Here is a 21018-nt window from a genome sequence, read left to right on the forward strand (position 1 = left end):
TTCAGGAGCCTCTTGCAATGCCCGTCTCCCGCCGTTCGCTCCTCAAGGCCGCAGCCGCGGTGCCGGCGCTGTCATTTCCGGGCATCCTGCGCGCCGAATCCCAGACCACGCTACGCTTCATTCCGGTGATCGACCTCGCCTTCGTCGATCCCATCTATTCGACGGCACAAGTGTCGCGAAACCACGGCTTCATGGTCTACGACACGCTCTACGGCATGAGTTCTTCGCTCCAGGTCTCGCCCCAGATGCTGTCGGGCCATGTCGTCTCCGGCGACCGGCTGCAATGGGACCTCAGCTTGCGCGACGGTCTGTTCTGGCACGATGGCGAGCGCGTGCTCGCCCGCGACTGCGTCGCGAGCATCCGCCGCTGGGCCGCGCGCGACGGCTTTGGCGGCGAGCTGATGGAGGCGACTGACGAGCTGTCGGCCACTGACGACCGCACCATCCGCTTCCGCCTCAAACGTCCATTCCCGCTGTTGCCGCAAGCGCTGGGCAAGGCCGCGATCAACGCGTGCTTCATGATGCCGGAGCGGCTGGCGGGCCAGGATCCGTTCAAGCCGCTCACCGAAGTGATCGGCAGCGGCCCGTTCCGCTATCTCGCCGACGAGCGCGTGCAGGGTGCGCGCAACGCGTATGCCAGGTTCGAGCGCTATCAGCCGCGCACGGACGGCAAGCCGGATTGGACAGCGGGCCCGAAGATCGTGCACTACGATCGGGTGGTCTGGACCACCACGCCCGATGCCGGCACCGGCGTCGCCGCGCTGCAGACCGGGGAGCAGGACTGGCAGGAGACCACGCCGCACGACCTGCTGCCGATCATCAAGGCCGCCGGCGACATCGAGACGCGGATCCTCGATCCCCGCGGTTACGCCTGCATGCTGCGCCTCAATCATCTTCAGCCACCGTTCGACAATCCTGCCGTTCGCCGCGCGCTCCTGGGGGCCATCGATCAATCCGCCTTCATGACCGCGGTGGCCGGTACCGATCCGAACTTCCAGGTCTCACCGATCGGCTATTTCGCGCCGAATACGCCGATGGCGAGCGAAGTCGGCCTCGATGTATTCCGCGGCCCGCGTGACTACGCCAAGGTGAAGGCCGATCTCAAAGCCGCCGGCTACAATGGCGAGAAGATCGTGGTGCTCGTCCCCACCAACTCACTGGCGCAGAAGCCGCTTGGCGAGATCGCCGTCGACAGCCTCCGCAAGGCCGGCATGAACGTCGAATATGCCGGGCTCGATTTCGCAGTGGTGTTGCAGCGCCAGCTCAAGAAGGATCCGGTCGGTCAGGGCGGCTGGAGCGCGGCCGTCGGCAACTGGCAGGGCATCGACTGGCTCAATCCGGCCGGCAACACCAATATCCGTGGTGAGGGCAAGGTCGCCGGCTGGTATGCGAGCGAGAAGATGGCCGGGCTCCGCAGCCAGTGGCTGGCGGCCTCCGAGCTCGCGGAGCAGCAGCGCATCTGCCGTGAGATCCAGGCGGTGGCTTTCCAGGAAATCCCCTATATTCCGATTGGCCTGTACAAGCAGCCGACCGCCTATCGCAAAGCCATCACCGGCATTCTCGACGGCACCGCCGTCTTCTGGAACGTACGCCCCGCATGAGCATGATCGCAATCTTCGGCAGCTATGTGCTGTCACGCAAGGACGGCGCGCAGGACGTGTTGCGCGACCATTGGGTTCTGGTCGAAGGCAAGAAGATTGCCGCGGTCACGCGCGACAAGCCGCGGGCGGACGAGGTGCATGACCGTCCCGGCCGCTTCGTTCTGCCGGGCCTGTTGAACCTGCACAATCACTGCTTCTCCGAAGCGGTGGCGCGCAGCCACACCGAGGACGGCAACGGCCGCCGCAACAATCAGAGCATCGTTTACACGGTGCTTTTGCCGCTGACCAAGCGCGGTGCAGATATCTTGTCGGCGGAAGAGCGCATGGCGGTCGCGCGGCTCGGCATCCTCCAACTCCTGAAGGGCGGCGCCACCACGGTGATGGAGCCGTTCCGCAACTCGATCCCGGAGATGTTCGATGCCGCCGAGGAGATGGGCATCCGCTTCTACGGCGCGCCCTATCTGTTCTCGACGTCGGACGCCAAGGCCGGCCCCGACGGCGTGGTGCACTATTCCGGCGATGACGGCACAGCCGACATGGCGACCTGGGATGCACTCTACCAGCGCTGGAATAATCGCGGCGACGGCCGCATCGGCCTTGCGATGAGTCCGCATGCCACCGACACCTGCGGGCCTGATCTGTTGAGGGCCTGTGCCGCGCGGGCACGCGAGCTCGGCGTGCCCGTCACGACGCATATGGCGCAGAGCCGCGCCGAGGTCGAAACCATCGGCAAGCGCTATGGCGGCCGCACGCCGGCGCAATATCTCGACTGGCTCGGCCTGCTGGCGCCCGACCTGATGGCGGCGCACTGCATGTTCAGCACCGATGACGATCTCAAGCTGATGGCCGCGCGCGGTATGACGGTTCTCAACTGCCCGCGCGTGTTCGCGCGCGCCGGCGTCACCGCGGCCTTCAGCCAGTTCGCGGAGCACGGCGTGCGCACGGTGGTCGGCACCGACGGCTACAACATGGACCTGCTCGGCGAGCTCAATGCGGCGTCGCTGATCTCCAAGATCACCTCGGCGCGTGCCGATGTCGCGAACGCGCCCGAGTTGATCGAGGCGAACACGGCAATCGCGGCCGATGTCATCAAGCGGCCCGATCTCGGCCGTATCGAGCCGGGCGCGACCGCCGACCTCACGATCGTCGATCTCACCCATCCGCATCTTCAGCCGCTGTTCGACCCGCGCCGCGCGCTGATCGCGCTCGCCAATCGCGCCAATATCGATCAGGTCATGGTCGACGGCCGCATGCTGGTCGATGCCGGCCGCTATCTCGGCGCCGACGAGGCGGCGATCACGGCTGCCGGCACCGCTGCGATTGGCAAGATCTGGGACCTGCCGGAGGCACAGGCGGCGTTCAACGGCTGAGGGGTGGCTCGTCGAATTCGGCGAGCGCCTTGCGTATGGTCTCGACCAGATCGAGCGCTACCGGCGAGGGGCTGCGCTGTGCCGGAAAGACCGCCGAGAATTCGAAGTCGATGCGCGGCAGGAAGCGGCGCACGACGACGCCGCGGGTGGAAAATTCCTGGGCGGTGAAGGGATCGCAGATGGCGACGCCAAGTCCTGACGACACCATGCCGCACATGATCTCCGACAGCGTGGTCTCGACCCTGAGCACGCGGCGGACATCGTGGCGATGGAAGACCTGGTCGACGAGGTGGCGGCTCGACGAGCCCGCCGACAGCGAGATGAAAGTCTCGCCCTCGAAGTCGCGGGGCTCCAGCACTTCCTTTTCCGCGAGGCGGTGACCGGTGGGCAGTACAGCCACACGCGCGGGCGCCGGCAGCTTCTGGCTCGGCAAGCCCGAATGCGCGATGGGCACCTCGGCAAAGCCGACGTCGCACTGATTGTTCAGTACCCAGTCGACCACGATCGGCGAGATCACGCCGAAGAAAGCGAGGTTGAGGTTCGGCCGCTCCCTCAGGAAGTGCCCGGTGAGCCGCGGCAAATAGCCATTCGACAATGCTGGAAGTGCCGCGATCCGCAGTGAGCCGGTGCGGCGGCCGCGGATTTCCTCGGCTGCCGCGGTGATGCGTTCGAGGCCGACGAAGGAGCGCTCGACTTCGGTGTAGAGTGCCATGGCCGCAGCGGTCGGCACGAGGCCGGTGCCGCGCCGTTCGAACAGCTCCATCTTCAACAGCGCCTGGAGGTCGCGCAGCAACCGGGAGACCGCCGGCTGCGTCACGGTCATCAGCGCCGCCGCCTCCGTCACGCTGCCGGTCAGCATCGTCGCCCGGAAAGCCTCCACCTGCCGCGAATTGATCCGGGCCATCCCCATTTCCATTCATAACATTTAGGCATGCAGAGGCTGCCATTATTCATTGGACGATGGAAGCCGGAGTTTGCAATCTTTTTCATCAGTGCTGGAGACGGCCCGCTTTTTCGGCAGATTGGAGGGGTTTAAACCTCCGGATCGCGCCAAAATTCGCCGCGCAAGGGCTGGAGCCCTAGTCGGAGAGGGATCTGCGCGGAAGGAAATGCGGAAGGTTCAGCCAACGAGACTCGTCGGCACGTCACCTCATCCCGGTATGGAGATCGGACCACATGAAGACTTTTCGCCTTCTGACAGCGGTCAGCATCGCGGCCCTCATCGCCGCCCCCTCGGTTGCCACGGCTCAGCAAAAGACGCTCTATGTCGCCGGCTATGGCGGCTCGTTCGAGAAGACCATCCGCGACGAGGTGATCCCGACTTTTGAGAAGGAGAACGGCGTCAAGGTCGAGTACGTCGCCGGCAACTCCACCGACACGCTGGCCAAGCTCCAGGCGCAGAAGGGCAACCAGCAGATCGACGTCGCCATCGTTGACGACGGCCCGATGTACCAGGCGATCCAACTCGGCTTCTGCGGCAAGCTCGATGGCCTGCCGACCGATCTCTACGACACCGCGCGCTTCAAGGACGATCGTGCGGTCGCGATCGGCATCGTCGCGACCGGCCTGATGTACAACACCAAGGTGTTTGCGGAGAAGGGCTGGGCGCCGCCGACCTCCTGGAACGATCTCAAGGACACGAAATACGCCAAGCAGCTCGTGATCCCGCCGATCAACAACACCTATGGCCTCGAAGCGCTGGTGATGCTGTCGAAGATGAATGGCGGCGGCGAGTCCAATGTCGATTCCGGCTTCAAGATCTTCAAGGAGCAGATCAATCCGAACGTGCTCGCCTATGAGCCGTCGCCGGGCAAGATGACCGAGCTGTTCCAGTCCGGGCAGGCTGTGATCGCGGTGTGGGGCACCGGCCGCGTGCAGAGCTTTGCCAATACCGGCTTCCCCGTCGATTTCGTCTATCCGAAGGAGGGCGCCGCGACGTTGCTGACGACCGCCTGTCCGATCACCAAGCCGAACGCCTCGCCGCTTGCGTCTAGCTTCGTCAAGATGCTGCTCGAACCCAAGATCCAGCTCGTGATGCTGAAGGATTACGGCTACGGCCCGGTGCTGAAATCGCTGGTGATCCCGCCCGAGCTCGGCAAGATGGCGCCGATCGGCGAGCGCGCGGCAAAGCTCTATAATCCGGACTGGACCGTCATCAACGAGAAGCGTGAGGAATGGACCAAGCGCTGGAATCGCGAGGTCGAACGCTGATCGTTCGCGGCGGAGACAGCGTCATGGCCTATCTCGAGCTCGAAGGGGTCGCCAAGCAATTCGGAGCGCAGACTGTCGTCGACGACTTCAGTCTCGCGGTGGGGAAGGGCGAGTTCGTCTCCTTCCTCGGCCCCTCCGGCTGCGGCAAGACCACGACCCTGCAGATGATCGCGGGCTTCCTCGATCCCACCCGCGGCGCGATCCGGCTGCAAGGCAAGGATCTGACCGCGATCCATCCGGCCAAACGCGGGCTCGGGATCGTGTTCCAGAGCTACGCGCTGTTTCCGCACATGACCGCGGCCGAGAATGTCGCCTTCGGGCTCGAGATGCGCAATGTGCCGCGCGGCGAACGGACCGAGCGCGTTCGCGCAGCGCTCGCGATGGTCGGGCTTGCCGGCTACGAGGATCGCCATCCGCGCCGCATGTCCGGCGGCCAGCAGCAGCGCGTGGCGCTGGCGCGCGCGCTGGTGATCAAGCCGAGCGTGCTGTTGCTCGACGAGCCGCTATCGAATCTCGACGCCAAGCTGCGCGAGGAGATGCAGATCGAGCTGCGCCAGATCCAGCGTACCATCGGCACCACCACGATCCTCGTCACCCACGACCAGAACGAGGCGATGTCGTTGTCCGACCGCATCGTGGTGATGAGCCAGGGCAGGATCGAGCAGATCGGCACGCCGCAAGAGACTTATGAGAAGCCGGCCTCGGCCTTCGTCTCGCAGTTTTTGGGAAAGACCAACGACTTTGCCGCGACGATCGATCGGACCAGTGCGCCTGGGCGATTGATTGTCGGCTCGTGGAGCGCGCCTGCGCCTGTCGGGCGCAGCGGTCCCGTCACCATTAGCATTCGCCCCGAGCGGATCGATTTTGGCGACGCGGGCCTCAGCGCAAAGATCGTCACACGCATCTTCCAGGGCAATCACTGGCTGTTCCAGTGCGAGAGCGAATGTGGCCCGGCGACCGTGATCCGCCAGAATGACGGCCGGTCGCAGCCGGTCGAAGGCGAGGCCGTTCACCTCACCTGGCGGCCCGAGGACATGAGCGTGAGGGGCGTCGCATGAGCGCTTCCGCCGAGGAACGAAACGCACGCACGCCCTGGGCGCTGACGGCGCCCGCTTTGATGCTGTTCGTCGGCGTGCTCCTGATTCCGCTGGCAATGACCGTGATGCTGTCGTTCCATGATTGGGGCCAGTACAAGGGCATCGAGCCGGTCTTCATCCTCAAGAACTGGCATGAGATCGTAACCGATCCCTATTACGCCGAGATGTTCGGGCGGACGTTTCGCATCGCGATCCTGACTACGCTGCTCACCGCCGTGCTCGGTGCACCCGAAGCCTACATCCTCAACCGAATGAGCGGACGCTGGAAGAGCGTTTTTCTCCTGGTCATCCTGGGGCCATTGCTGATTTCCGTGGTGGCGCGGACGCTCGGCTGGGCGCTGCTGTTCGGCGGCAACAACGGCCTCGTCAATAAGCTGCTGATGTCGGCCGGGCTGATCCGCGCGCCTATCCCCTTCATGTTCACCGAAACCGGCATGGTGGTCGCACTCGCGCACGTGATGATGCCGTTCATGGTGCTGTCGGTGTGGGCGGCGCTGCAGCGGCTCGATCCGCAGATCGAGAATGCCGCGATGTCGCTCGGCGCCGGCCCTGCGACCATCATCCACCGCATCATCATGCCGCAGATCATGCCGGGCGTGCTGTCTGGGGCGATCATCGTGTTCTCGCTCTCGGCCAGCGCGTTTGCGACGCCCGCCATCATCGGCGGCCGTCGACTCAAGGTCGCGGCGACGCTGGCCTATGACGAGTTCCTCAACACGCTGAACTGGCCGCTGGGGGCGGCGGTCGCCACGCTGCTGCTGGCCGCGCTGGTCTTGATCGTCGTCGGCAGCAACGCACTGATCGAGCGCCGTTACGCGGAGGTGTTCCGATGAGCCGGAATGGCCCGCTCGCGCTGATCTTCCACACCATCTTTGTCATCGTCATGGTGGCGCCGATCCTCGTCGTCTGCCTCGTTGCGTTCACGCCTGAAGGCTTCCTGTCGTTGCCGACAAACGGTTTTTCGTTGCGCTGGTTCAGGGCGATCGCCAACTATCCCGAATTCGTCCATGCTTTCTGGGTCAGCCTTGGCCTGGGCGCACTATCGTCGTTCGTCGCGCTATTATTCGCGGTACCGGCGGCGCTCGCGATCGCGCGCTATCGCTTCCGCGGCCGTGATGCGCTCGCGGCCCTCTTTCTCTCGCCGCTGATGATCCCGCATGTCGTGCTCGGCATCGCGTTCCTGCGCTTCTTCACCTCGGCCGGGATGGGCGGCAGCTTCGCCGCGCTGATCATCGCGCATGTCATCATCGTGTTTCCGTTCGCGCTACGGCTGACCCTGGCGGCGGCGACCGGCATGGACCTTTCGGTCGAGATGGCGGCGGTCTCGCTCGGTGCCGGCGGCTGGACGCTATTCCGCCGCGTGACGCTGCCGTTGATCCTGCCCGGCGTCATCAGCGGCTGGGCGCTCGCCTTCATCCAGTCCTTCGACGATCTCACCATGACCGTCTTCCTCGCGGCACCCGGCACCGAAACACTGCCGGTGCGCATGTTCCTCTACATCCAGGACAACATCGATCCGCTGGTGACGTCCGTCTCGGCCTGCGTGATCGCGATCACCATGACCGCCCTCATTCTGCTCGATCGCTTCTACGGGCTCGACCGCGTGCTCGCCGGCAAGGGCGATACAGGGCGATAGGAGAATCCATGCGAACAGATTACGATGTCGCCGTCGTCGGCGGCGGATTGCTCGGCTCCGCCATCGCCTGGGGCCTGGGAAGACTCGGCAAGAAGGTGGCCGTGCTCGACGAAGGCGACATCACCAAGCGCGCCTCACGCGCGAACTTTGCGCTGGTTTGGGTCCAGAGCAAGGGGCTCGGCATGCCAGCCTATACCGTCTGGACGGTGCAGGCGTCACAGGCGTGGAGCAGGCTCGCCTCGGAGCTGAAGCAGCAGACCGGCCTCGATGTCTCGCTTCAGCAGAACGGCGGTTTTCATCTGACGCTTGGCGAGGACGAGTTCGGTCAGCGCGCCGAGCTGGTCAAGCGCATGCACAACCAGACGGGTGCCGCCGATTACAAGATGGAGATGCTGCCGGCATCCGAGGTGAAGAAGGCGCTGCCGCTGATCGGGCCCGAGGTCTCCGGCGGCAGTTATTGTCCACTCGACGGTCACGTCAATTCGCTGCGCACGTTTCGTGCGTTCCACACCGGCTTCAAGGCATTCGGCATCGACTATCTTCCGGAGCGCCCGGTCTCGGCGATCAGCAGGAGCAGCGGCGAATTCTGCCTGACGACGCCGCAGGGCGAGCTCCGTGCCGCCAAGATCGTGCTCGCCGCCGGCAATGCTAACCAGACCCTGGCGCCGATGGTCGGTCTCCACGCCCCGATGGGCCCGACCCGCGGCCAGATCGTGGTGACCGAGCGCACCATGCCCTTTCTGCCGCATCCGCTGACCACGATCCGCCAGACCGACGAGGGCACGGTGATGATCGGCGACAGCAAGGAAGACGAGCTCGACGATCGCGCGCTGAAGCACTCGGTCAGCGCCGTGATGACGGATCGCGCCCAGCGCATGTTTCCGCATCTCGCGCGGCTCAACGTGGTCCGGAGCTGGGCCGGCATCCGCGTCATGCCGCAGGACGGCTTTCCAATCTACGACCAGTCGGAGACGCATCCCGGTGCCTTCGTCGCCTGCTGCCACTCCGGGGTGACACTCGCCTCCAACCACGCCTTCGAGATCGCGCGGATGGTTGCGCAAGGCGCGCTCGAGCCCGAGCTGGTCGGCCCGTTCTCGGCCAGCCGTTTTGGCGCCGCCGGTGCCGCGAACAACAGCGGCTACTAGGGACATTGAAGGAGCCAGGATGTTCAAACGATCCGAGCAGGACAAGCGGCCAGCGGTGCAAATCTTCGTCGATGGCGTTGCCGTCGCGGCGCGGCAGGGCGACACCGTCTCCGCCGCGCTGCTGGCCTCGAGCTGCGATGCACGCCGTTCGACCGCAGTCAGCGGGGCGCTGCGTTTGCCCTATTGCATGATGGGCGTGTGCTTCGATTGCCTCGTCACCATCGATGGCGTCGGCAACCGACAGGGCTGCCTGGTGCCGGTCACCGACGGCATGCAGATCGAGATTCAGAAGGGCAAGCGGGAGATCGGGAAATGACTGTGGCTCCCAAGCGCGAAGAATATGACGTCGTGGTGATCGGGGCCGGGCCTGCCGGCCTTGCCGCCGCCGCGACGGCCGCCGAAGCCGGCCTGTCCACGCTGCTGCTCGACGAGAATATCGGCCCCGGAGGCCAGGTGTTTCGTGCCATCGCCTCGACGCCGGTGACCGACCGCAGCCAGCTCGGTGAGGACTATTGGGTCGGTACCGATCTCGTGCAGGCGCTACGCGCAGGCAACGCGGAGGTCATTCAGCGCGCAACGGTCTGGAGCCTCGATCGCAATCTCGATATCGCCGTCTCGGTCGGCGGCGCGTCCGCCTTCGTCAAGGCCAGGCGCGTGATCCTCGCGACCGGCGCGCTGGAGCGGCCGTTTCCGATTCCCGGGTGGACGCTTCCGGGCGTGATGACCGCGGGCGCCGCGCAGACCATGTTGAAATCATCGGCCCTGGTGCCGGATGGCCGCACGGTGATCGCGGGGCAGGGGCCGCTGCTCTGGCTGCTCGCCGCGCAGATCTTGCGTCTCGGCGGTCGCATCGATCGCATTCTCGACACCACCGAGCGCGTAAACTATTTCGCCGCACTCCCCCACGCTTTCGCTTTCCTGACCTCGCCGTATTTCGCCAAGGGCTTGTCGATGATGCGCGAGGTGAAGGCGAAGGTGCAGGTCGTCTCAGGCGTCAGCGAGCTTGCTGCCTCTGGTGACGGCCAACTCGCGAACGTCAGCTATGTCGCCGGCGGCAAGCGCGAGACCGTCCTTGCGGATCTCTTGCTGCTGCACCAGGGCGTCGTGCCCAACGTCAATCTGGCGATGGCGGCCGGAATCGAGCATCGCTGGGATGATTTGCAATTGTGCTGGTCTCCGGTGCTGGATGCCAGCGGCAATTCGTCGGTCGCCGGCATTGCGATTGCTGGCGACGGCGCCGGCATCGGCGGGGCGAACGCAGCCGTAGTGCGCGGCCGCATCGCGGCACGCGCGGCAGTGGAGGCGTTGGCGCCTGCGGCTGCAAAAATATTTGCGCCGATGGCGAGCCTCCGCGCCGATCTCGCCAAGGCCGAACGTGGTCGCGTTTTTCTCGACACGCTGTTCCGGCCGGCGCCGCAGTTTCGCATTCCCGCAGGCGACACCATCGTCTGTCGCTGTGAGGAGGTCACCGCAAAGGATATTCTCGACGCCGTCGCGATCGGCGCGACCGGGCCGAACCAGCTCAAGGCCTACCGCCGCACCGGCATGGGGCCGTGCCAGGGCCGGCTCTGCGGCCTCACCGTCACCGAGCTGATGGCGCAGGCGCGGGGCAAGAGCCCGCAGGAGATTGGCTATTACCGGCTGCGCGCGCCGGTCAAGCCGATCACGCTCGCCGAGCTCGCCGCCGTTCCGAAGAGCGCAGACGACATCAAGGCGGTGGTGCGCGGATGACGAAAAACGTGGATGCGATCGTCGTCGGCGGCGGCATCCACGGGTGCTCGACCGCGCTATATCTGTGTCTCGCCGGCCTCAAGCCGGTGCTGATCGAGAAGGACTATGCCGGCCGGCACGCTTCCGGTGTCAACGCCGGCGGCGTGCGCCAGCTTGCGCGGCACATCCCCGAAATCCCGCTTTCGATCCGCTCGATGGGTATCTGGGAGAAGATCACCGATCTCCTCGACGACGATTGCAGCTTTGAGAGCTATGGCCAGGTCCTCGTCGCCGAGAACGAAGAGGAACTCGCGGTCTGCCGCGCACGTGTGGCCGAGCTCAACGCGCTCGGCTTCACCCACGAAGAGCTGATCGATGCCGCAGAGCTGCGGCGCCTCGTGCCTGCGGTCGCCGAGAGCTGTCCCGGCGGCGTGGTCTCGCGCCGCGACGGTGCGGCCAATCCCGCGCAGGCGACGACGGCGTTCCGGCGCAAGGCAGGGCAGCTCGGTGCGACCGTTCGCGAGGGCATTGCGGCCACGAATATCCGGCACACCGATGGTCTCTGGCATGTCGATGTCGGCGCCGAGAGCTTTGCCGCGCCGGTGCTCGTCAATGCCGCCGGCGCCTGGGCCGGGACCATCGCAGCCGCGCTCGGTGAGCCCGTTCCGGTCGAGACGGTGGCGCCGATGTTGATGATCACCTCGCGCGTGCCGCATTTCATCGATCCGGTCGTGATCCTGCGCGGCCGCAAGCTGTCCTTCAAGCAATTCAAGAACGGCACGGTGCTGATCGGCGGCGGCCATTTGGCTACGCCCCATCAGGATCGCAACGAGACGGTGTTGGACTGGAAAAGCCTCGCGACCAGCGCCCGCACCGTGTTCGAGCTGTTCCCGGTCATGCGCGACGCGACGATCATGCGGGCCTGGGCCGGCATCGAGGCCAAGACCAAGGACGATCTGCCCGTGTTTGGACCGAGCAGCCGGCACAAGGGCCTCTATCACCAATTCGGTTTTTCGCTGCACGGTTTCCAGCTCGGCCCCGGCGCGGGCGCCGTCATGGCGGAGCTGATCGTCAACGGCGGCACCCAGACCCGCATCGGCGATCTCGGCATCGACCGTTTCCACCCCTCCACGCTCTAGCAAAAGAGGACATCATGAGCATTACCCGCAGCATCCGCACGCCCATCATGCACCGCGCCGTCGAAGCCAACGGCTTCGTCTTCATTGGCGGCACCATCGCCGACGACACCTCTGTGTCGATGGGCGAGCAGACCCGCAACATCCTCGGCAAGATCGCCGGCTATCTGAAGGAAGCGGGCACCGACAAGTCGCGCGTCGTGAGCACCTCGATCTTCGTCACGGACCTTTCCAAGAAGAAGGAGATGGACGCGGTCTGGACCGAGTTCTTCGGCGACAATCTGCCGACCCGCGCCACCGTCGGCGTCGCCGATCTCGGCGGCAGCGCGCTGATCGAGGTCGTGGTCACCGCGCTCAAGGGTTGATCGCGCGGGCCTGCGGCGGACGTCGGCGCTCCGCGCGCCGTCGTTCCTCAGAGCCTCGCCTTGATCTCGCCCTTCGATGGGATTAGTTAGAGAGCCCTCAAACAGGATATTCGAGATCCATGGATTTGACCCCGACCGCAAAGCCGACCTGCCTTGCTCACGGGGAATTCCATGCCTGCTTCCATCATCCTGTCCAACCTGTCGCTGTCCACGCCTGACGGCCGTCCTCTTCTCTCCGACATCGATCTGACATTCCGCGCCGAGCGGACCGGCCTTGTCGGCCGCAACGGCGTCGGGAAGACGACGCTGCTTGCATCGATCTCGCGTGAGCACATCCCCCAGTCGGGCCGCGTTACCGTCAACGGAACCGTCGGTCTGCTGCGCCAGGACGTCCAGCCCCTTGCGGGCGCGAAGGTGATCGATCTGTTCGAGGCGCGAGCCGCGCTCGATCTGCTTCGTCGAGCCGAGCGCGGGGATGCCTCGGCCGAGGAGGTTTCCGAGGTCGATTGGACCCTCGAAACACGGCTTGCATCCGCCCTCGCGCGTGTTGGGTTCGATGTCGCTCCGGACATCGAGCTCGGCAGCCTGTCGGGCGGCCAGGTCACGCGGGTTCGTCTCGCCGCGCTGATCTTCGCGGAGCCGGACTTCCTGCTGCTCGACGAGCCCACCAACGATCTCGATCGGGAGGGCCGCAAGGCCGTGATCTATTTCCTTGCGTCCTGGCGCGGTGGGGCGATTGTCGTCAGCCACGATCGGAGCCTGCTCGAAACCATGGACGCGATTGTCGAGCTGACGTCGCTCGGAGCCGCGCGATACGGCGGCAATTGGAGCAGTTATTGCGAACAGAAAGCCGTCGCGCTCGCGGCTGTCAGGCACGACCTCGCCCATGCCGAGAGGCGCCTGTCCGCGATCGACGGCAGGGCGCAGGAGGCTGCGGAGAGGAAAGCGCGCAAGGACAGTGGCGGTAAGAAGAAGCGCGCCAAGGGCGACATGCCGCGCATCCTGGCCGGCGCACGCAAGGACCGTAGCGAAGACACCGGCGGCAAGAACGCTGAGATCACCGAGCGGCGGCGTGCGGATGCGCTTGAGGCCGTCGATACGGCGCGCCGGCGCATCGAGATTCTTCAGCCGCTGTCGGTGAAGCTGCCCTCGACCCGGCTGCCAGCGGGCAGGGAGGTGGTTTGGCTCGATTGCGTCAGCGCCGGCTATCGGCCGGACCGGGAAGTCTTGCGCGATCTATCGCTCGCGATCGTTGGTCCGGAGCGCCTGGCAATTGTCGGACCCAACGGTTCCGGCAAGACGACGCTGCTGAAATTCGTCGCCGGCGAACTACGTCCGCTCTCCGGCACCATGCGGGTCAGGCCGGATCTTGCGCTGTTCGATCAGAAGGTCAGCCTGCTCGATCCCGCGGTCTCCATCCTGGATAACTTCAGGCGCTTCCATCCGAAGGCGGGTGCAAATGAATGCCATGCGGCGCTGGCCCGGTTCATGTTTCGAGCCGATGCCGCCTTGCAGATTGCGGGACATTTGAGCGGCGGGCAGATGTTTCGTGCAGGCCTTGCCTGCGTGCTGGGCGGAGCGATGCCGCCGTCGCTGCTGATCCTCGACGAGCCGACCAATCATCTGGACATCGAATCCATCGAAGCCGTCGAAGCGGGCTTGAGGGCCTATGACGGCGCGCTGCTCGTCGTCAGTCATGATGAGGCGTTTTTGCAGGCGATCGGGATTACCCGACGGCTCGATCTTGCTGCCCCGAGGCAGCGCGCCGGTTGCAGGATCATTTGATCCCGCTTTGCGGTTCGGCACGACGACAATTTTCAAAAACCCGACGCCCTGCCCCCAGCGCGTCGGGTGGAAAAAGATGAGTATCAATCCGTGATCCCAACGCAGCAGTTGTGACTCGCGTCGCTCCAATTTACCACTCCGGGAAACTACCGCGTTGGAACCGGACGCCGCCCAACCTGCGCGCGGCCTAGGAGGCGGCGCTGCCGCCCGGTTCGAGCGCCTCACCCATCTCCAGCGGATGGGCCATGGTCTCGTGCAGCGCATCGCGGTCGAGCTCGCCTTCGGAGATGCTGATGACGACACAGGCGACGCCGTTGCCGATCAGATTGGTCAGCGCGCGGCACTCGCTCATGAACTTGTCGATGCCGACCAGGATCGCAATCGACTGGATCGGGATGTCGGGCACGATCGAGAGCGTCGCCGCCAGCGTGATGAAGCCCGCCCCCGTCACGCCAGAGGCGCCCTTCGAGGTGATCATGGCGATGCCGAGAATGCCGAGCTCCTGCCAGATGGTCAGATGGGTATTGGTCGCCTGCGCCAGGAACAGCGTTGCCAGCGTCATGTAGATGTTGGTGCCGTCGAGGTTGAAGCTGTAACCGGTCGGAATGACGAGGCCGACCACCGAACGCGAGGCGCCGAGATGCTCCATCTTCTGGATCATCTGCGGCAGCACCGTTTCTGATGACGAGGTGCCGAGCACGATCAGCAGCTCGTCCTTGATGTAGGCGATGAAACGCAAGATCGAGAAGCCGGCGAGCCGCGCGATTGCGCCGAGCACGACCACAACGAACAGGATGCTGGTGAGATAGAACGTGCCGATCAGGGCCGCGAGGTTGAGCAGCGAACCGAGGCCGTAGGCACCGACGGTGAACGCCATCGCGCCGAACGCTCCGATCGGGGCGACGCGCACGATGATGCGGATGATGCCGAAGAACATCTTTGCGGCCTTGTCGATCGCCTCCGCAATGGGCTCGCCGGCCTTGCCGAGGAACGCGATGGCGAAGCCCGACAGGATCGAGATCAGTAGCACCTGCAACAGATCGCCGCGTGCGATGGCGCCCAGATAGCTGTCGGGGATGATCGCCATCAGATGGGCGACGATGCCTTCTTCCTTGGCCTTGGTGACGTAGGTCGCCACCGATTTCGGGTCGATCGTGGCGGGATCGATGTTGAAGCCGTGCCCGGGCTGGAGCACCTCGCCGACCAGCAGGCCGACCGCGAGCGCCACGGTCGAGACCGTCTCGAAATAGATCAGCGACTTCAGCCCGACCCGACCGACGCGCTTGAGGTCGCCCATCGAGGAGATGCCGTGCACCACGGTGCAGAAGATCACCGGCGCGATCATCATCTTGATCAGCGCGATGAAACCGTCGCCGAGCGGCTTCAGGGCCTTGCCGAGATCGGGATAGAAATAGCCGACGAGCACCCCGAGTGCGATCGCGATCAGCACCTGAATGTAGAGGATCTTGTACCAGGGCTGGTGCCGGCGGTGGACGGCTGGCTGGATCGCAATGTGTGTCATAGAATAGGCCCCGGACGTATTGATCTTGTTTGATTTGCATCATGTGATGGCCGCTGCAGAAGCGACAATCACATTTTTATCTGTTCGCACGAAGATCTGTCGCTGCACCGCAACTGGGGGGAACATGCCGATTGCAACGGGCTCCGATGAGCGAGCGCAAGGCTATTTTCCGCGTTGGATTCTGAAGTCCTCCGGCGTGATCATGCCCGAGCAGCGGCTGCCGCTTGGCCAGACCGTTGTCTCCGGTCTCCAGCATTGCGTCGCAATGTCGGGCTCGACGATCATCGCGCCGCTGCTGATGGGGTTCGATCCCAATGTTGCGGTGCTGTTTTCCGGCATCGGCACGCTGATCTTCTTCGTCATCGTCGCGGGGCGCGTGCCGAGCTACCTCGGCTCGAGCTTCGCGTTCATCGCGGTCGTGATCGCCGCCACAGGCTATGCCGGGCACGGGCCGAACCCGAACCTGTCGGTTGCGCTTGGCGGCATCGTAGGAGCCGGCGTCCTCTACGGCCTGATCGCGCTGGTCGTGATGTGGTCGGGGGTTGGCTGGATCGAGAAGCTGTTGCCGCCGGTCGTCACCGGCGCTGTGGTCGCCGCGATCGGCCTCAACCTCGCGCCGGTGGCGGTCAAGGCAGTGAGCGCCAATGCGTTCGACACAGGAATCGGGCTCGCGACCGTTCTGATCATCGGCGTGGTTGCCGTTGGCGCGCCTGGCCTGTGGCGCCGCCTGCCGATCATTCTCGGCGCGATCGGCGGATATCTTTTGTACCTGCTGTTCGCGAACGGCCTCGGCTTCGGCAGGCCGATCGACTTCACGCAAGTTTCGGCTGCGTCGTGGATCGGCCTGCCGAGTCTTACCACGCCGACCTTCCAGGCCGATGCAATCGTCCTGATCGCGCCGGTCGCGATCATTCTCGTCGCCGAGAACCTCGGTCACATCAAGGCCGTCGGCGCCATGACGGGCCGGAGCCTCGATGACTATCTCGGCCGCGCCTTGCTTGCCGACAGCCTCGCGACCATGGTGGCCGCCTGCGGCGGCGGCACCGGCGTCACCACCTATGCCGAAAACATCGGCGTCATGGCGGCGACGAAGGTCTATTCGACCTTGCTGTTTGCCTTCGCGGCGATGGTGTCGATCGTGCTCGGCTTCTCGCCGAAATTCGGCGCGCTGGTCCTGTCGATCCCGGGTCCCGTCATCGGTGGGCTCTCGATCGTGCTGTTCGGGTTGATCGCCGCAATGGCCGGCCGGATCTGGGTCGAGAACAAGGTCGACTTCTCAAGTCCGGCAAACCTGATCACCGTCGCGGTCGCGCTCACCGCAGGCGCCGGCGACCTCACGCTCAAATTCGGCGCCTTCACGATCGGCGGGATCGGCACCGCAACCTTTGGCGCCATCATCCTGTACCAGATCCTGACTTCGCGACTGGCTCGCCGCTAGGAGTGAATCTCAGCTGTGCGCCGACGGATGGAACAAAACGCCGGTTCCCTCCATGTTGATGTGTCCCCGGAGAAGAACGATGCCACATACCGACCGCTCGACCACCTTTTCTTCGCGCCTCGTCGGCCAATACGCGCTGGTGACAGGCGCCTCGCAAGGCATCGGCCGCGCCGTCGCCATTCGGCTTGCCCAGGAAGGCGCGACCGTTGCCATCAACTATGTCGATCATCCGGAAAAGGCAGAGGAGGTGCTCGCGTACGCGCGTACGGCATCGAGCGATCGCGGCCACGGCAAGCTCGACCATGTCGTCGTCAGGGCCGACGTCAGCAACGAGCAGGACGTAGCCGCGATGTTCGAGACGATCCTGGCGCGCTGGAAGCGTCTCGACTGCCTGGTCAACAATGCGGGCTTCCAGCGGGAATCGCCGAGCGAGGCGCTCGACATCGACACCTATCGCCGCATCATCGACGTCAATCTCAACGGCGCCGTGCTCTGCGCCCAGAAGGCGCTCGCGCATTTCGTTGCGCGCGGCGCAGGCGGCAGCATCATCAATTGCTCCAGCGTCCACCAGATCATCCCGAAACCCGGCTACCTCGCCTATTCCATCAGCAAGGGCGGCATGGCCAATCTGACACGCACGCTGGCACTCGAATTCGCCGGCCGCGGCATTCGCGTCAATGCGGTCGGTCCAGGCGCGATCGACACCCCAATCAACGCGGCCTGGACCGGCGATCCGGAAAAGCGCGGTGTGGTCACCAGCCACATTCCGCTCGGCCGTGTCGGCACGCCGGAGGAGATCGCCGGCGTGTTCGCCTTCCTCGCCTCGGATGAGGCCAGCTACATCACGGGGCAGACCATCTATGCGTGCGGAGGTCTGACGCTGTTTCCCGAATTCCGCGAGAACTGGGCAAGCTAGCGGGCTTCCTCGCCATCTGGCAAAACCGGCCTGCGCAGACTACATCTGCGTCATGGCAAATCATCCGCTCCGCGATTTCGTCGGACGGCACGAAAATCTGTTCGTGCTGACCGGCGCTGGCTGCAGCACCAATTCGGGCATCCCCGATTATCGCGACAGTCACGGCAACTGGAAGCGGACCCAGCCGGTGAACTTCCAGGCTTTCATGTCGGAAGAGCATACGCGTCGGCGCTATTGGGCGCGCAGCCTGATCGGCTGGCGGCGGTTCGGCCAGGCGAGGCCGAACGATGCGCATCACGCGCTCGCCCGGCTCGAGGCGAGCGGGCGTTGCGGAATGCTGCTGACCCAGAACGTCGACCGGCTGCATCAATCCGCCGGCCACCGCCAGGTGATCGACCTGCACGGCCGGCTCGATCTGGTCCGCTGCATGGGCTGCGGTCAAAAGACCCCGCGGAGCGAATTCCAGGAGACGCTCGGCCACGCCAATGCGGAATGGTTGACGCTCGACGCGGCCGATGCGCCCGACGGCGATGCGGACCTGGAGCATGCGGATTTTTCGTCGTTCAAGGTGCCGGCCTGCGAATCCTGCGGCGGCATCCTCAAGCCCGACGTCGTGTTCTTCGGCGAGACCGTCCCGCGCGACGTGGTCGTGACCGCGCAGGATCATCTGGCGCAGGCGGACGCCATGCTCATCGTCGGCTCGTCACTGATGGTCTATTCCGGTTTCCGCTTCGTGCAGGCGGCCGCGCAACGGCAAATCCCGATCGCTGCGGTCAATCTCGGACGCACCCGCGCCGATGATCTCCTCACGCTGAAGGTCGAGGAGCGCTGCGAAGCGGCGCTTGCATTCCTGCTCTGATCGCGCGGCCTGCGAACACGCCTTGCCTATTGCATGGGTGCCAAGCAGAATAGCTGGACGGCAGCATGTTCCTGTCATCCATGGCATGGAAATTGCGGCGCTTTTGTCCTCGGTCTTGACGATCAGCACGGAGAGTTTGGAATGCTTGAGGGAGCCGAGGTGCGGCTTGCCGTCGATATCGGTGGCACGTTCACCGACATCGTGCTGGACGTGGGCGAGGTGCGCAAGACGCGCAAATTGCTGACGACGCCGCAGCGGCCGGAAGAGGCGGTGCTGGACGGCATGCGGCTCATTCTCGCTGATGCGCGCGCCTATATCAGCGACATCGACGTCTTCATTCACGGCACGACGCTCGCGACCAACGCCATCATCGAGCGTCGCGGCGCCAAGACGGCGTTGATCGCGACCGAGGGCTTTCGCGACGTGCTCGATATCGGCACCGAGAGCCGCTACGACCAGTATGACCTCTCCATCGACAAGCCGAAGCCGCTGGCGCCGCGATCTTTGCGCTTCACCGTGCCCGAGCGCATCGACGCGCATGGCGCCGTCCGCCTCCCGTTGGACGAAGCGGCGGTGCGCGCGCTCGCGCCAAGATTGCGCGCGCTGAACGTCGAGAGCGTCGCAATCGCGTTCCTGCACTCCTACGCCAATCCCGAGCACGAGCGCCGCACGGCCGCGATCATCAGTGAGGAGATGCCCGGCATTTCCGTGACCGTATCGTCCGCGGTGTGCCCGGAGATCCGCGAATATGAGCGCACATCGACTGCAGTGGCCAACGCCTATGTGCAGCCGCTAATCGATGGTTATCTCGCTCGCATGTCCGACGCCTTGCAGGTCGAGCAGTACCGCGGCGCGATCTATCTCGTCACCTCCGGCGGCGGTGTCACCTCGATCGAGACGGCGCGGCGCTTTCCGGTGCGCCTCGTCGAATCCGGTCCTGCCGGCGGCGCCATTTTCGCGGCGCAGATCGCGGCGCGTCTCGGCGAGAGCAAGGTGCTGTCCTTCGATATGGGCGGTACCACGGCAAAGATCTGTCTGATCGAAAAATACCAGCCCGAGACCTCGCGCGTGTTCGAGGTCGATCGCGCAGCGCGCTTCCTGAAAGGTTCGGGTCTGCCGGTGCGGATTCCCGTGATCGAGATGGTCGAGATCGGCGCCGGCGGCGGCTCGATCGCCCATGTCGATGCGATGAAGCGCGTCACGGTCGGTCCTGAGAGTGCCTCGTCGGAGCCCGGGCCCGCCTGCTACGGCCGCGGCGGCCTGCGCCCGGCCGTGACGGATGCCGACGTCGCGCTCGGCATGATCGATCCGGACGACTTCGCGGGTGGCACGATCAAGCTCGACCCTGAACTCTCGAAGCAGGCGCTGCTGCGCAGCGTCGGCGAGCCGCTGGGTCTGTCGGCAGAGACTGCGGCCTATGCCGTGCACGAGGTCGTCTGCGAGAACATGGCGAGCGCGGCGCGCGTGCATGCGGTCGAGCGCGGTGAGATTGTCGGTCAGCACACGCTGATCGCCTTCGGCGGCGCGGCGCCTCTGCATGCGGCGCGCGTCGCCGAGAAGATCGGTGTCTCCCGCGTGATCGTTCCTTCCAATGCCGGCGTCGGCTCGGCCGTTGGCTTCCTCGCGGCTCCGATCGCCTACGAGCTGGTGCGCAGCCGTCATGTGCGGCTCGACGATTTCGACACCGAAGGGGTCTCCGATCTGCTCCAGGAGATGGTGACCGAAGCGCGTGCGCTGGTCGAGACGGGTGCGGCAGGCGCGCCGGTCCGCGAGCGCCGCGCGGCCTTCATGCGCTATGTCGGTCAAGGCCATGAGATCTCGATCGAACTGCCGAACCGGCGGCTGGCGACGGCCGATCTGGCCGGCCTGCGTCAGAAGTTCGAGGCGGATTATGCGGTGATGTTCGAGCGGCCGATCCCGGGTGCGGCGATCGAGGTCTTGAGCTGGTCGGTGCTTGCGACGACCGAGGCGCGCAATCCGCCTATTGTCGCAACCGTTACGCGCAAGCCCGCCGGGAAGGCGACCGGCAGCCGCAAGTTCTTCGATGGCCGGGTCGGGGAGGTGATCGAGATCCCGCTCTATCGCCGCGAGGACATGGCGCCAGGCGCGACGATTGCAGGTCCCGCCGTCATCGCGGAGGACGAGACCTCGACGTTCGTCTCCAACAGTTTTGATGCCCATATCGACGGTGCCGGCAGCATCGTCATGGAACGGAAGGCGGCCTGAT

Annotated in this window: 18 protein-coding genes; 16 read left to right on the top strand and 2 right to left on the bottom strand. The window is 65.0% G+C overall.

Annotated features, from left to right (window positions below; genetic code table 11):
• Positions 1-17: 17 nt before the first annotated feature.
• Together BcanWU425_RS08475 and BcanWU425_RS08480 are read left to right on the top strand one after the other, a co-directional pair.
• A complete protein-coding gene (locus BcanWU425_RS08475; RefSeq protein WP_204512234.1) occupies positions 18-1601 on the top strand; it encodes an ABC transporter substrate-binding protein in 1584 nt (527 codons plus the stop codon).
• Positions 1598-2971 (top strand): amidohydrolase family protein, encoded by a 1374-nt coding sequence (locus BcanWU425_RS08480; RefSeq protein WP_204512233.1) that lies wholly within the window; start codon positions 1598-1600, stop codon positions 2969-2971. The genes BcanWU425_RS08475 and BcanWU425_RS08480 overlap by 4 nt, the downstream gene beginning before the upstream one ends.
• Here BcanWU425_RS08480 and BcanWU425_RS08485 read toward each other — a convergent pair.
• Positions 2961-3875, bottom strand: a complete 915-nt coding sequence (locus BcanWU425_RS08485) for a LysR substrate-binding domain-containing protein (protein ID WP_018453750.1) — start codon at positions 3873-3875, stop codon at positions 2961-2963. The two genes, BcanWU425_RS08480 and BcanWU425_RS08485, sit on opposite strands and share 11 nt — an antisense overlap.
• Positions 3876-4147: 272 nt before the next feature.
• Between BcanWU425_RS08485 and BcanWU425_RS08490 the strand changes: the two genes are divergently transcribed.
• From BcanWU425_RS08490 to BcanWU425_RS08535, 10 genes are all read left to right on the top strand, one after another.
• Entirely contained in the window at positions 4148-5182 is a 1035-nt protein-coding gene (locus tag BcanWU425_RS08490; protein WP_018453751.1) for an ABC transporter substrate-binding protein, read from the top strand.
• 23 nt (positions 5183-5205) lie between these two features.
• Positions 5206-6240: an ABC transporter ATP-binding protein gene (locus tag BcanWU425_RS08495; protein WP_204512232.1), complete on the top strand. Its 1035-nt coding sequence runs from the start codon at positions 5206-5208 to the stop codon at positions 6238-6240.
• Positions 6237-7112 (top strand): ABC transporter permease, encoded by an 876-nt coding sequence (locus BcanWU425_RS08500; RefSeq protein WP_018453753.1) that lies wholly within the window; start codon positions 6237-6239, stop codon positions 7110-7112. Before BcanWU425_RS08495 ends, BcanWU425_RS08500 begins: the two co-directional genes overlap by 4 nt.
• Positions 7109-7915, top strand: a complete 807-nt coding sequence (locus BcanWU425_RS08505) for an ABC transporter permease (RefSeq protein ID WP_204512231.1) — start codon at positions 7109-7111, stop codon at positions 7913-7915. The genes BcanWU425_RS08500 and BcanWU425_RS08505 overlap by 4 nt, the downstream gene beginning before the upstream one ends.
• Positions 7916-7923: 8 nt before the next feature.
• On the top strand, positions 7924-9060 hold the full coding sequence (locus BcanWU425_RS08510) for an NAD(P)/FAD-dependent oxidoreductase (RefSeq protein ID WP_204512230.1): 1137 nt from the start codon (positions 7924-7926) through the stop codon (positions 9058-9060).
• 19 nt (positions 9061-9079) lie between these two features.
• Positions 9080-9376, top strand: coding sequence for a (2Fe-2S)-binding protein (locus BcanWU425_RS08515; RefSeq protein WP_018453756.1), 297 nt, complete (start codon positions 9080-9082; stop codon positions 9374-9376).
• On the top strand, positions 9373-10791 hold the full coding sequence (locus BcanWU425_RS08520) for an FAD/NAD(P)-dependent oxidoreductase (protein WP_204512229.1): 1419 nt from the start codon (positions 9373-9375) through the stop codon (positions 10789-10791). Before BcanWU425_RS08515 ends, BcanWU425_RS08520 begins: the two co-directional genes overlap by 4 nt.
• Complete coding sequence (locus BcanWU425_RS08525; RefSeq protein WP_204512228.1) at positions 10788-11909, top strand: NAD(P)/FAD-dependent oxidoreductase; 1122 nt, start codon at positions 10788-10790, stop codon at positions 11907-11909. The genes BcanWU425_RS08520 and BcanWU425_RS08525 overlap by 4 nt, the downstream gene beginning before the upstream one ends.
• Positions 11910-11923: 14 nt before the next feature.
• Positions 11924-12271 (top strand): RidA family protein, encoded by a 348-nt coding sequence (locus tag BcanWU425_RS08530; protein WP_007596366.1) that lies wholly within the window; start codon positions 11924-11926, stop codon positions 12269-12271.
• Positions 12272-12442: 171 nt separating this feature from the next.
• The gene (locus BcanWU425_RS08535) at positions 12443-14056 is read left to right on the top strand and encodes an ABC-F family ATP-binding cassette domain-containing protein (RefSeq protein ID WP_204512227.1); all 1614 of its coding nucleotides are present in this window, start codon (positions 12443-12445) and stop codon (positions 14054-14056) included.
• A gap of 187 nt (positions 14057-14243) precedes the next feature.
• Here the strand turns inward: BcanWU425_RS08535 and BcanWU425_RS08540 are convergent, their stop codons facing one another.
• Positions 14244-15578, bottom strand: a complete 1335-nt coding sequence (locus tag BcanWU425_RS08540; protein ID WP_018453760.1) for a dicarboxylate/amino acid:cation symporter — start codon at positions 15576-15578, stop codon at positions 14244-14246.
• Positions 15579-15702: 124 nt separating this feature from the next.
• Between BcanWU425_RS08540 and BcanWU425_RS08545 the strand changes: the two genes are divergently transcribed.
• The 4 genes from BcanWU425_RS08545 to BcanWU425_RS08560 all read left to right on the top strand — a co-directional run bounded on the left by BcanWU425_RS08545 (position 15703) and on the right by BcanWU425_RS08560 (position 21017).
• Positions 15703-17016 (top strand): solute carrier family 23 protein, encoded by a 1314-nt coding sequence (locus BcanWU425_RS08545; RefSeq protein ID WP_085394694.1) that lies wholly within the window; start codon positions 15703-15705, stop codon positions 17014-17016.
• A 79-nt stretch (positions 17017-17095) separates the two neighbouring features.
• On the top strand, positions 17096-17932 hold the full coding sequence (locus BcanWU425_RS08550; protein ID WP_085359482.1) for an SDR family oxidoreductase: 837 nt from the start codon (positions 17096-17098) through the stop codon (positions 17930-17932).
• Between the two features lie 52 nt (positions 17933-17984).
• On the top strand, positions 17985-18791 hold the full coding sequence (locus tag BcanWU425_RS08555; protein WP_085348919.1) for an NAD-dependent protein deacetylase: 807 nt from the start codon (positions 17985-17987) through the stop codon (positions 18789-18791).
• A gap of 141 nt (positions 18792-18932) precedes the next feature.
• Entirely contained in the window at positions 18933-21017 is a 2085-nt protein-coding gene (locus BcanWU425_RS08560; protein WP_204512226.1) for a hydantoinase/oxoprolinase family protein, read from the top strand.
• The last annotated feature ends 1 nt before the right edge of the window (position 21018 follow it).

The sequence above is a fragment of the Bradyrhizobium sp. WU425 genome (genome assembly GCF_021052305.1).
GTDB lineage: Bacteria > Pseudomonadota > Alphaproteobacteria > Rhizobiales > Xanthobacteraceae > Bradyrhizobium > Bradyrhizobium canariense_D.

What these genes read in the sequence shown, in the direction of transcription:
- BcanWU425_RS08475 (WP_204512234.1), top strand. Translation starts at nt 18, where the DNA reads ATGCCCGTCTCCCGCCGTTCGCTCCTCAAGGCCGCAGCCGCGGTGCCG.
- BcanWU425_RS08560 (WP_204512226.1), top strand. Translation starts at nt 18,933, where the DNA reads ATGCTTGAGGGAGCCGAGGTGCGGCTTGCCGTCGATATCGGTGGCACG.
- BcanWU425_RS08505 (WP_204512231.1), top strand. Translation starts at nt 7,109, where the DNA reads ATGAGCCGGAATGGCCCGCTCGCGCTGATCTTCCACACCATCTTTGTC.
- BcanWU425_RS08525 (WP_204512228.1), top strand. Translation starts at nt 10,788, where the DNA reads ATGACGAAAAACGTGGATGCGATCGTCGTCGGCGGCGGCATCCACGGG.
- BcanWU425_RS08540 (WP_018453760.1), bottom strand. Translation starts at nt 15,578, where the DNA reads ATGACACACATTGCGATCCAGCCAGCCGTCCACCGCCGGCACCAGCCC.
- BcanWU425_RS08500 (WP_018453753.1), top strand. Translation starts at nt 6,237, where the DNA reads ATGAGCGCTTCCGCCGAGGAACGAAACGCACGCACGCCCTGGGCGCTG.
- BcanWU425_RS08545 (WP_085394694.1), top strand. Translation starts at nt 15,703, where the DNA reads ATGCCGATTGCAACGGGCTCCGATGAGCGAGCGCAAGGCTATTTTCCG.
- BcanWU425_RS08550 (WP_085359482.1), top strand. Translation starts at nt 17,096, where the DNA reads ATGCCACATACCGACCGCTCGACCACCTTTTCTTCGCGCCTCGTCGGC.
- BcanWU425_RS08515 (WP_018453756.1), top strand. Translation starts at nt 9,080, where the DNA reads ATGTTCAAACGATCCGAGCAGGACAAGCGGCCAGCGGTGCAAATCTTC.
- BcanWU425_RS08490 (WP_018453751.1), top strand. Translation starts at nt 4,148, where the DNA reads ATGAAGACTTTTCGCCTTCTGACAGCGGTCAGCATCGCGGCCCTCATC.
- BcanWU425_RS08480 (WP_204512233.1), top strand. Translation starts at nt 1,598, where the DNA reads ATGAGCATGATCGCAATCTTCGGCAGCTATGTGCTGTCACGCAAGGAC.
- BcanWU425_RS08495 (WP_204512232.1), top strand. Translation starts at nt 5,206, where the DNA reads ATGGCCTATCTCGAGCTCGAAGGGGTCGCCAAGCAATTCGGAGCGCAG.
- BcanWU425_RS08535 (WP_204512227.1), top strand. Translation starts at nt 12,443, where the DNA reads ATGCCTGCTTCCATCATCCTGTCCAACCTGTCGCTGTCCACGCCTGAC.
- BcanWU425_RS08520 (WP_204512229.1), top strand. Translation starts at nt 9,373, where the DNA reads ATGACTGTGGCTCCCAAGCGCGAAGAATATGACGTCGTGGTGATCGGG.
- BcanWU425_RS08530 (WP_007596366.1), top strand. Translation starts at nt 11,924, where the DNA reads ATGAGCATTACCCGCAGCATCCGCACGCCCATCATGCACCGCGCCGTC.
- BcanWU425_RS08555 (WP_085348919.1), top strand. Translation starts at nt 17,985, where the DNA reads ATGGCAAATCATCCGCTCCGCGATTTCGTCGGACGGCACGAAAATCTG.
- BcanWU425_RS08510 (WP_204512230.1), top strand. Translation starts at nt 7,924, where the DNA reads ATGCGAACAGATTACGATGTCGCCGTCGTCGGCGGCGGATTGCTCGGC.
- BcanWU425_RS08485 (WP_018453750.1), bottom strand. Translation starts at nt 3,875, where the DNA reads ATGGCCCGGATCAATTCGCGGCAGGTGGAGGCTTTCCGGGCGACGATG.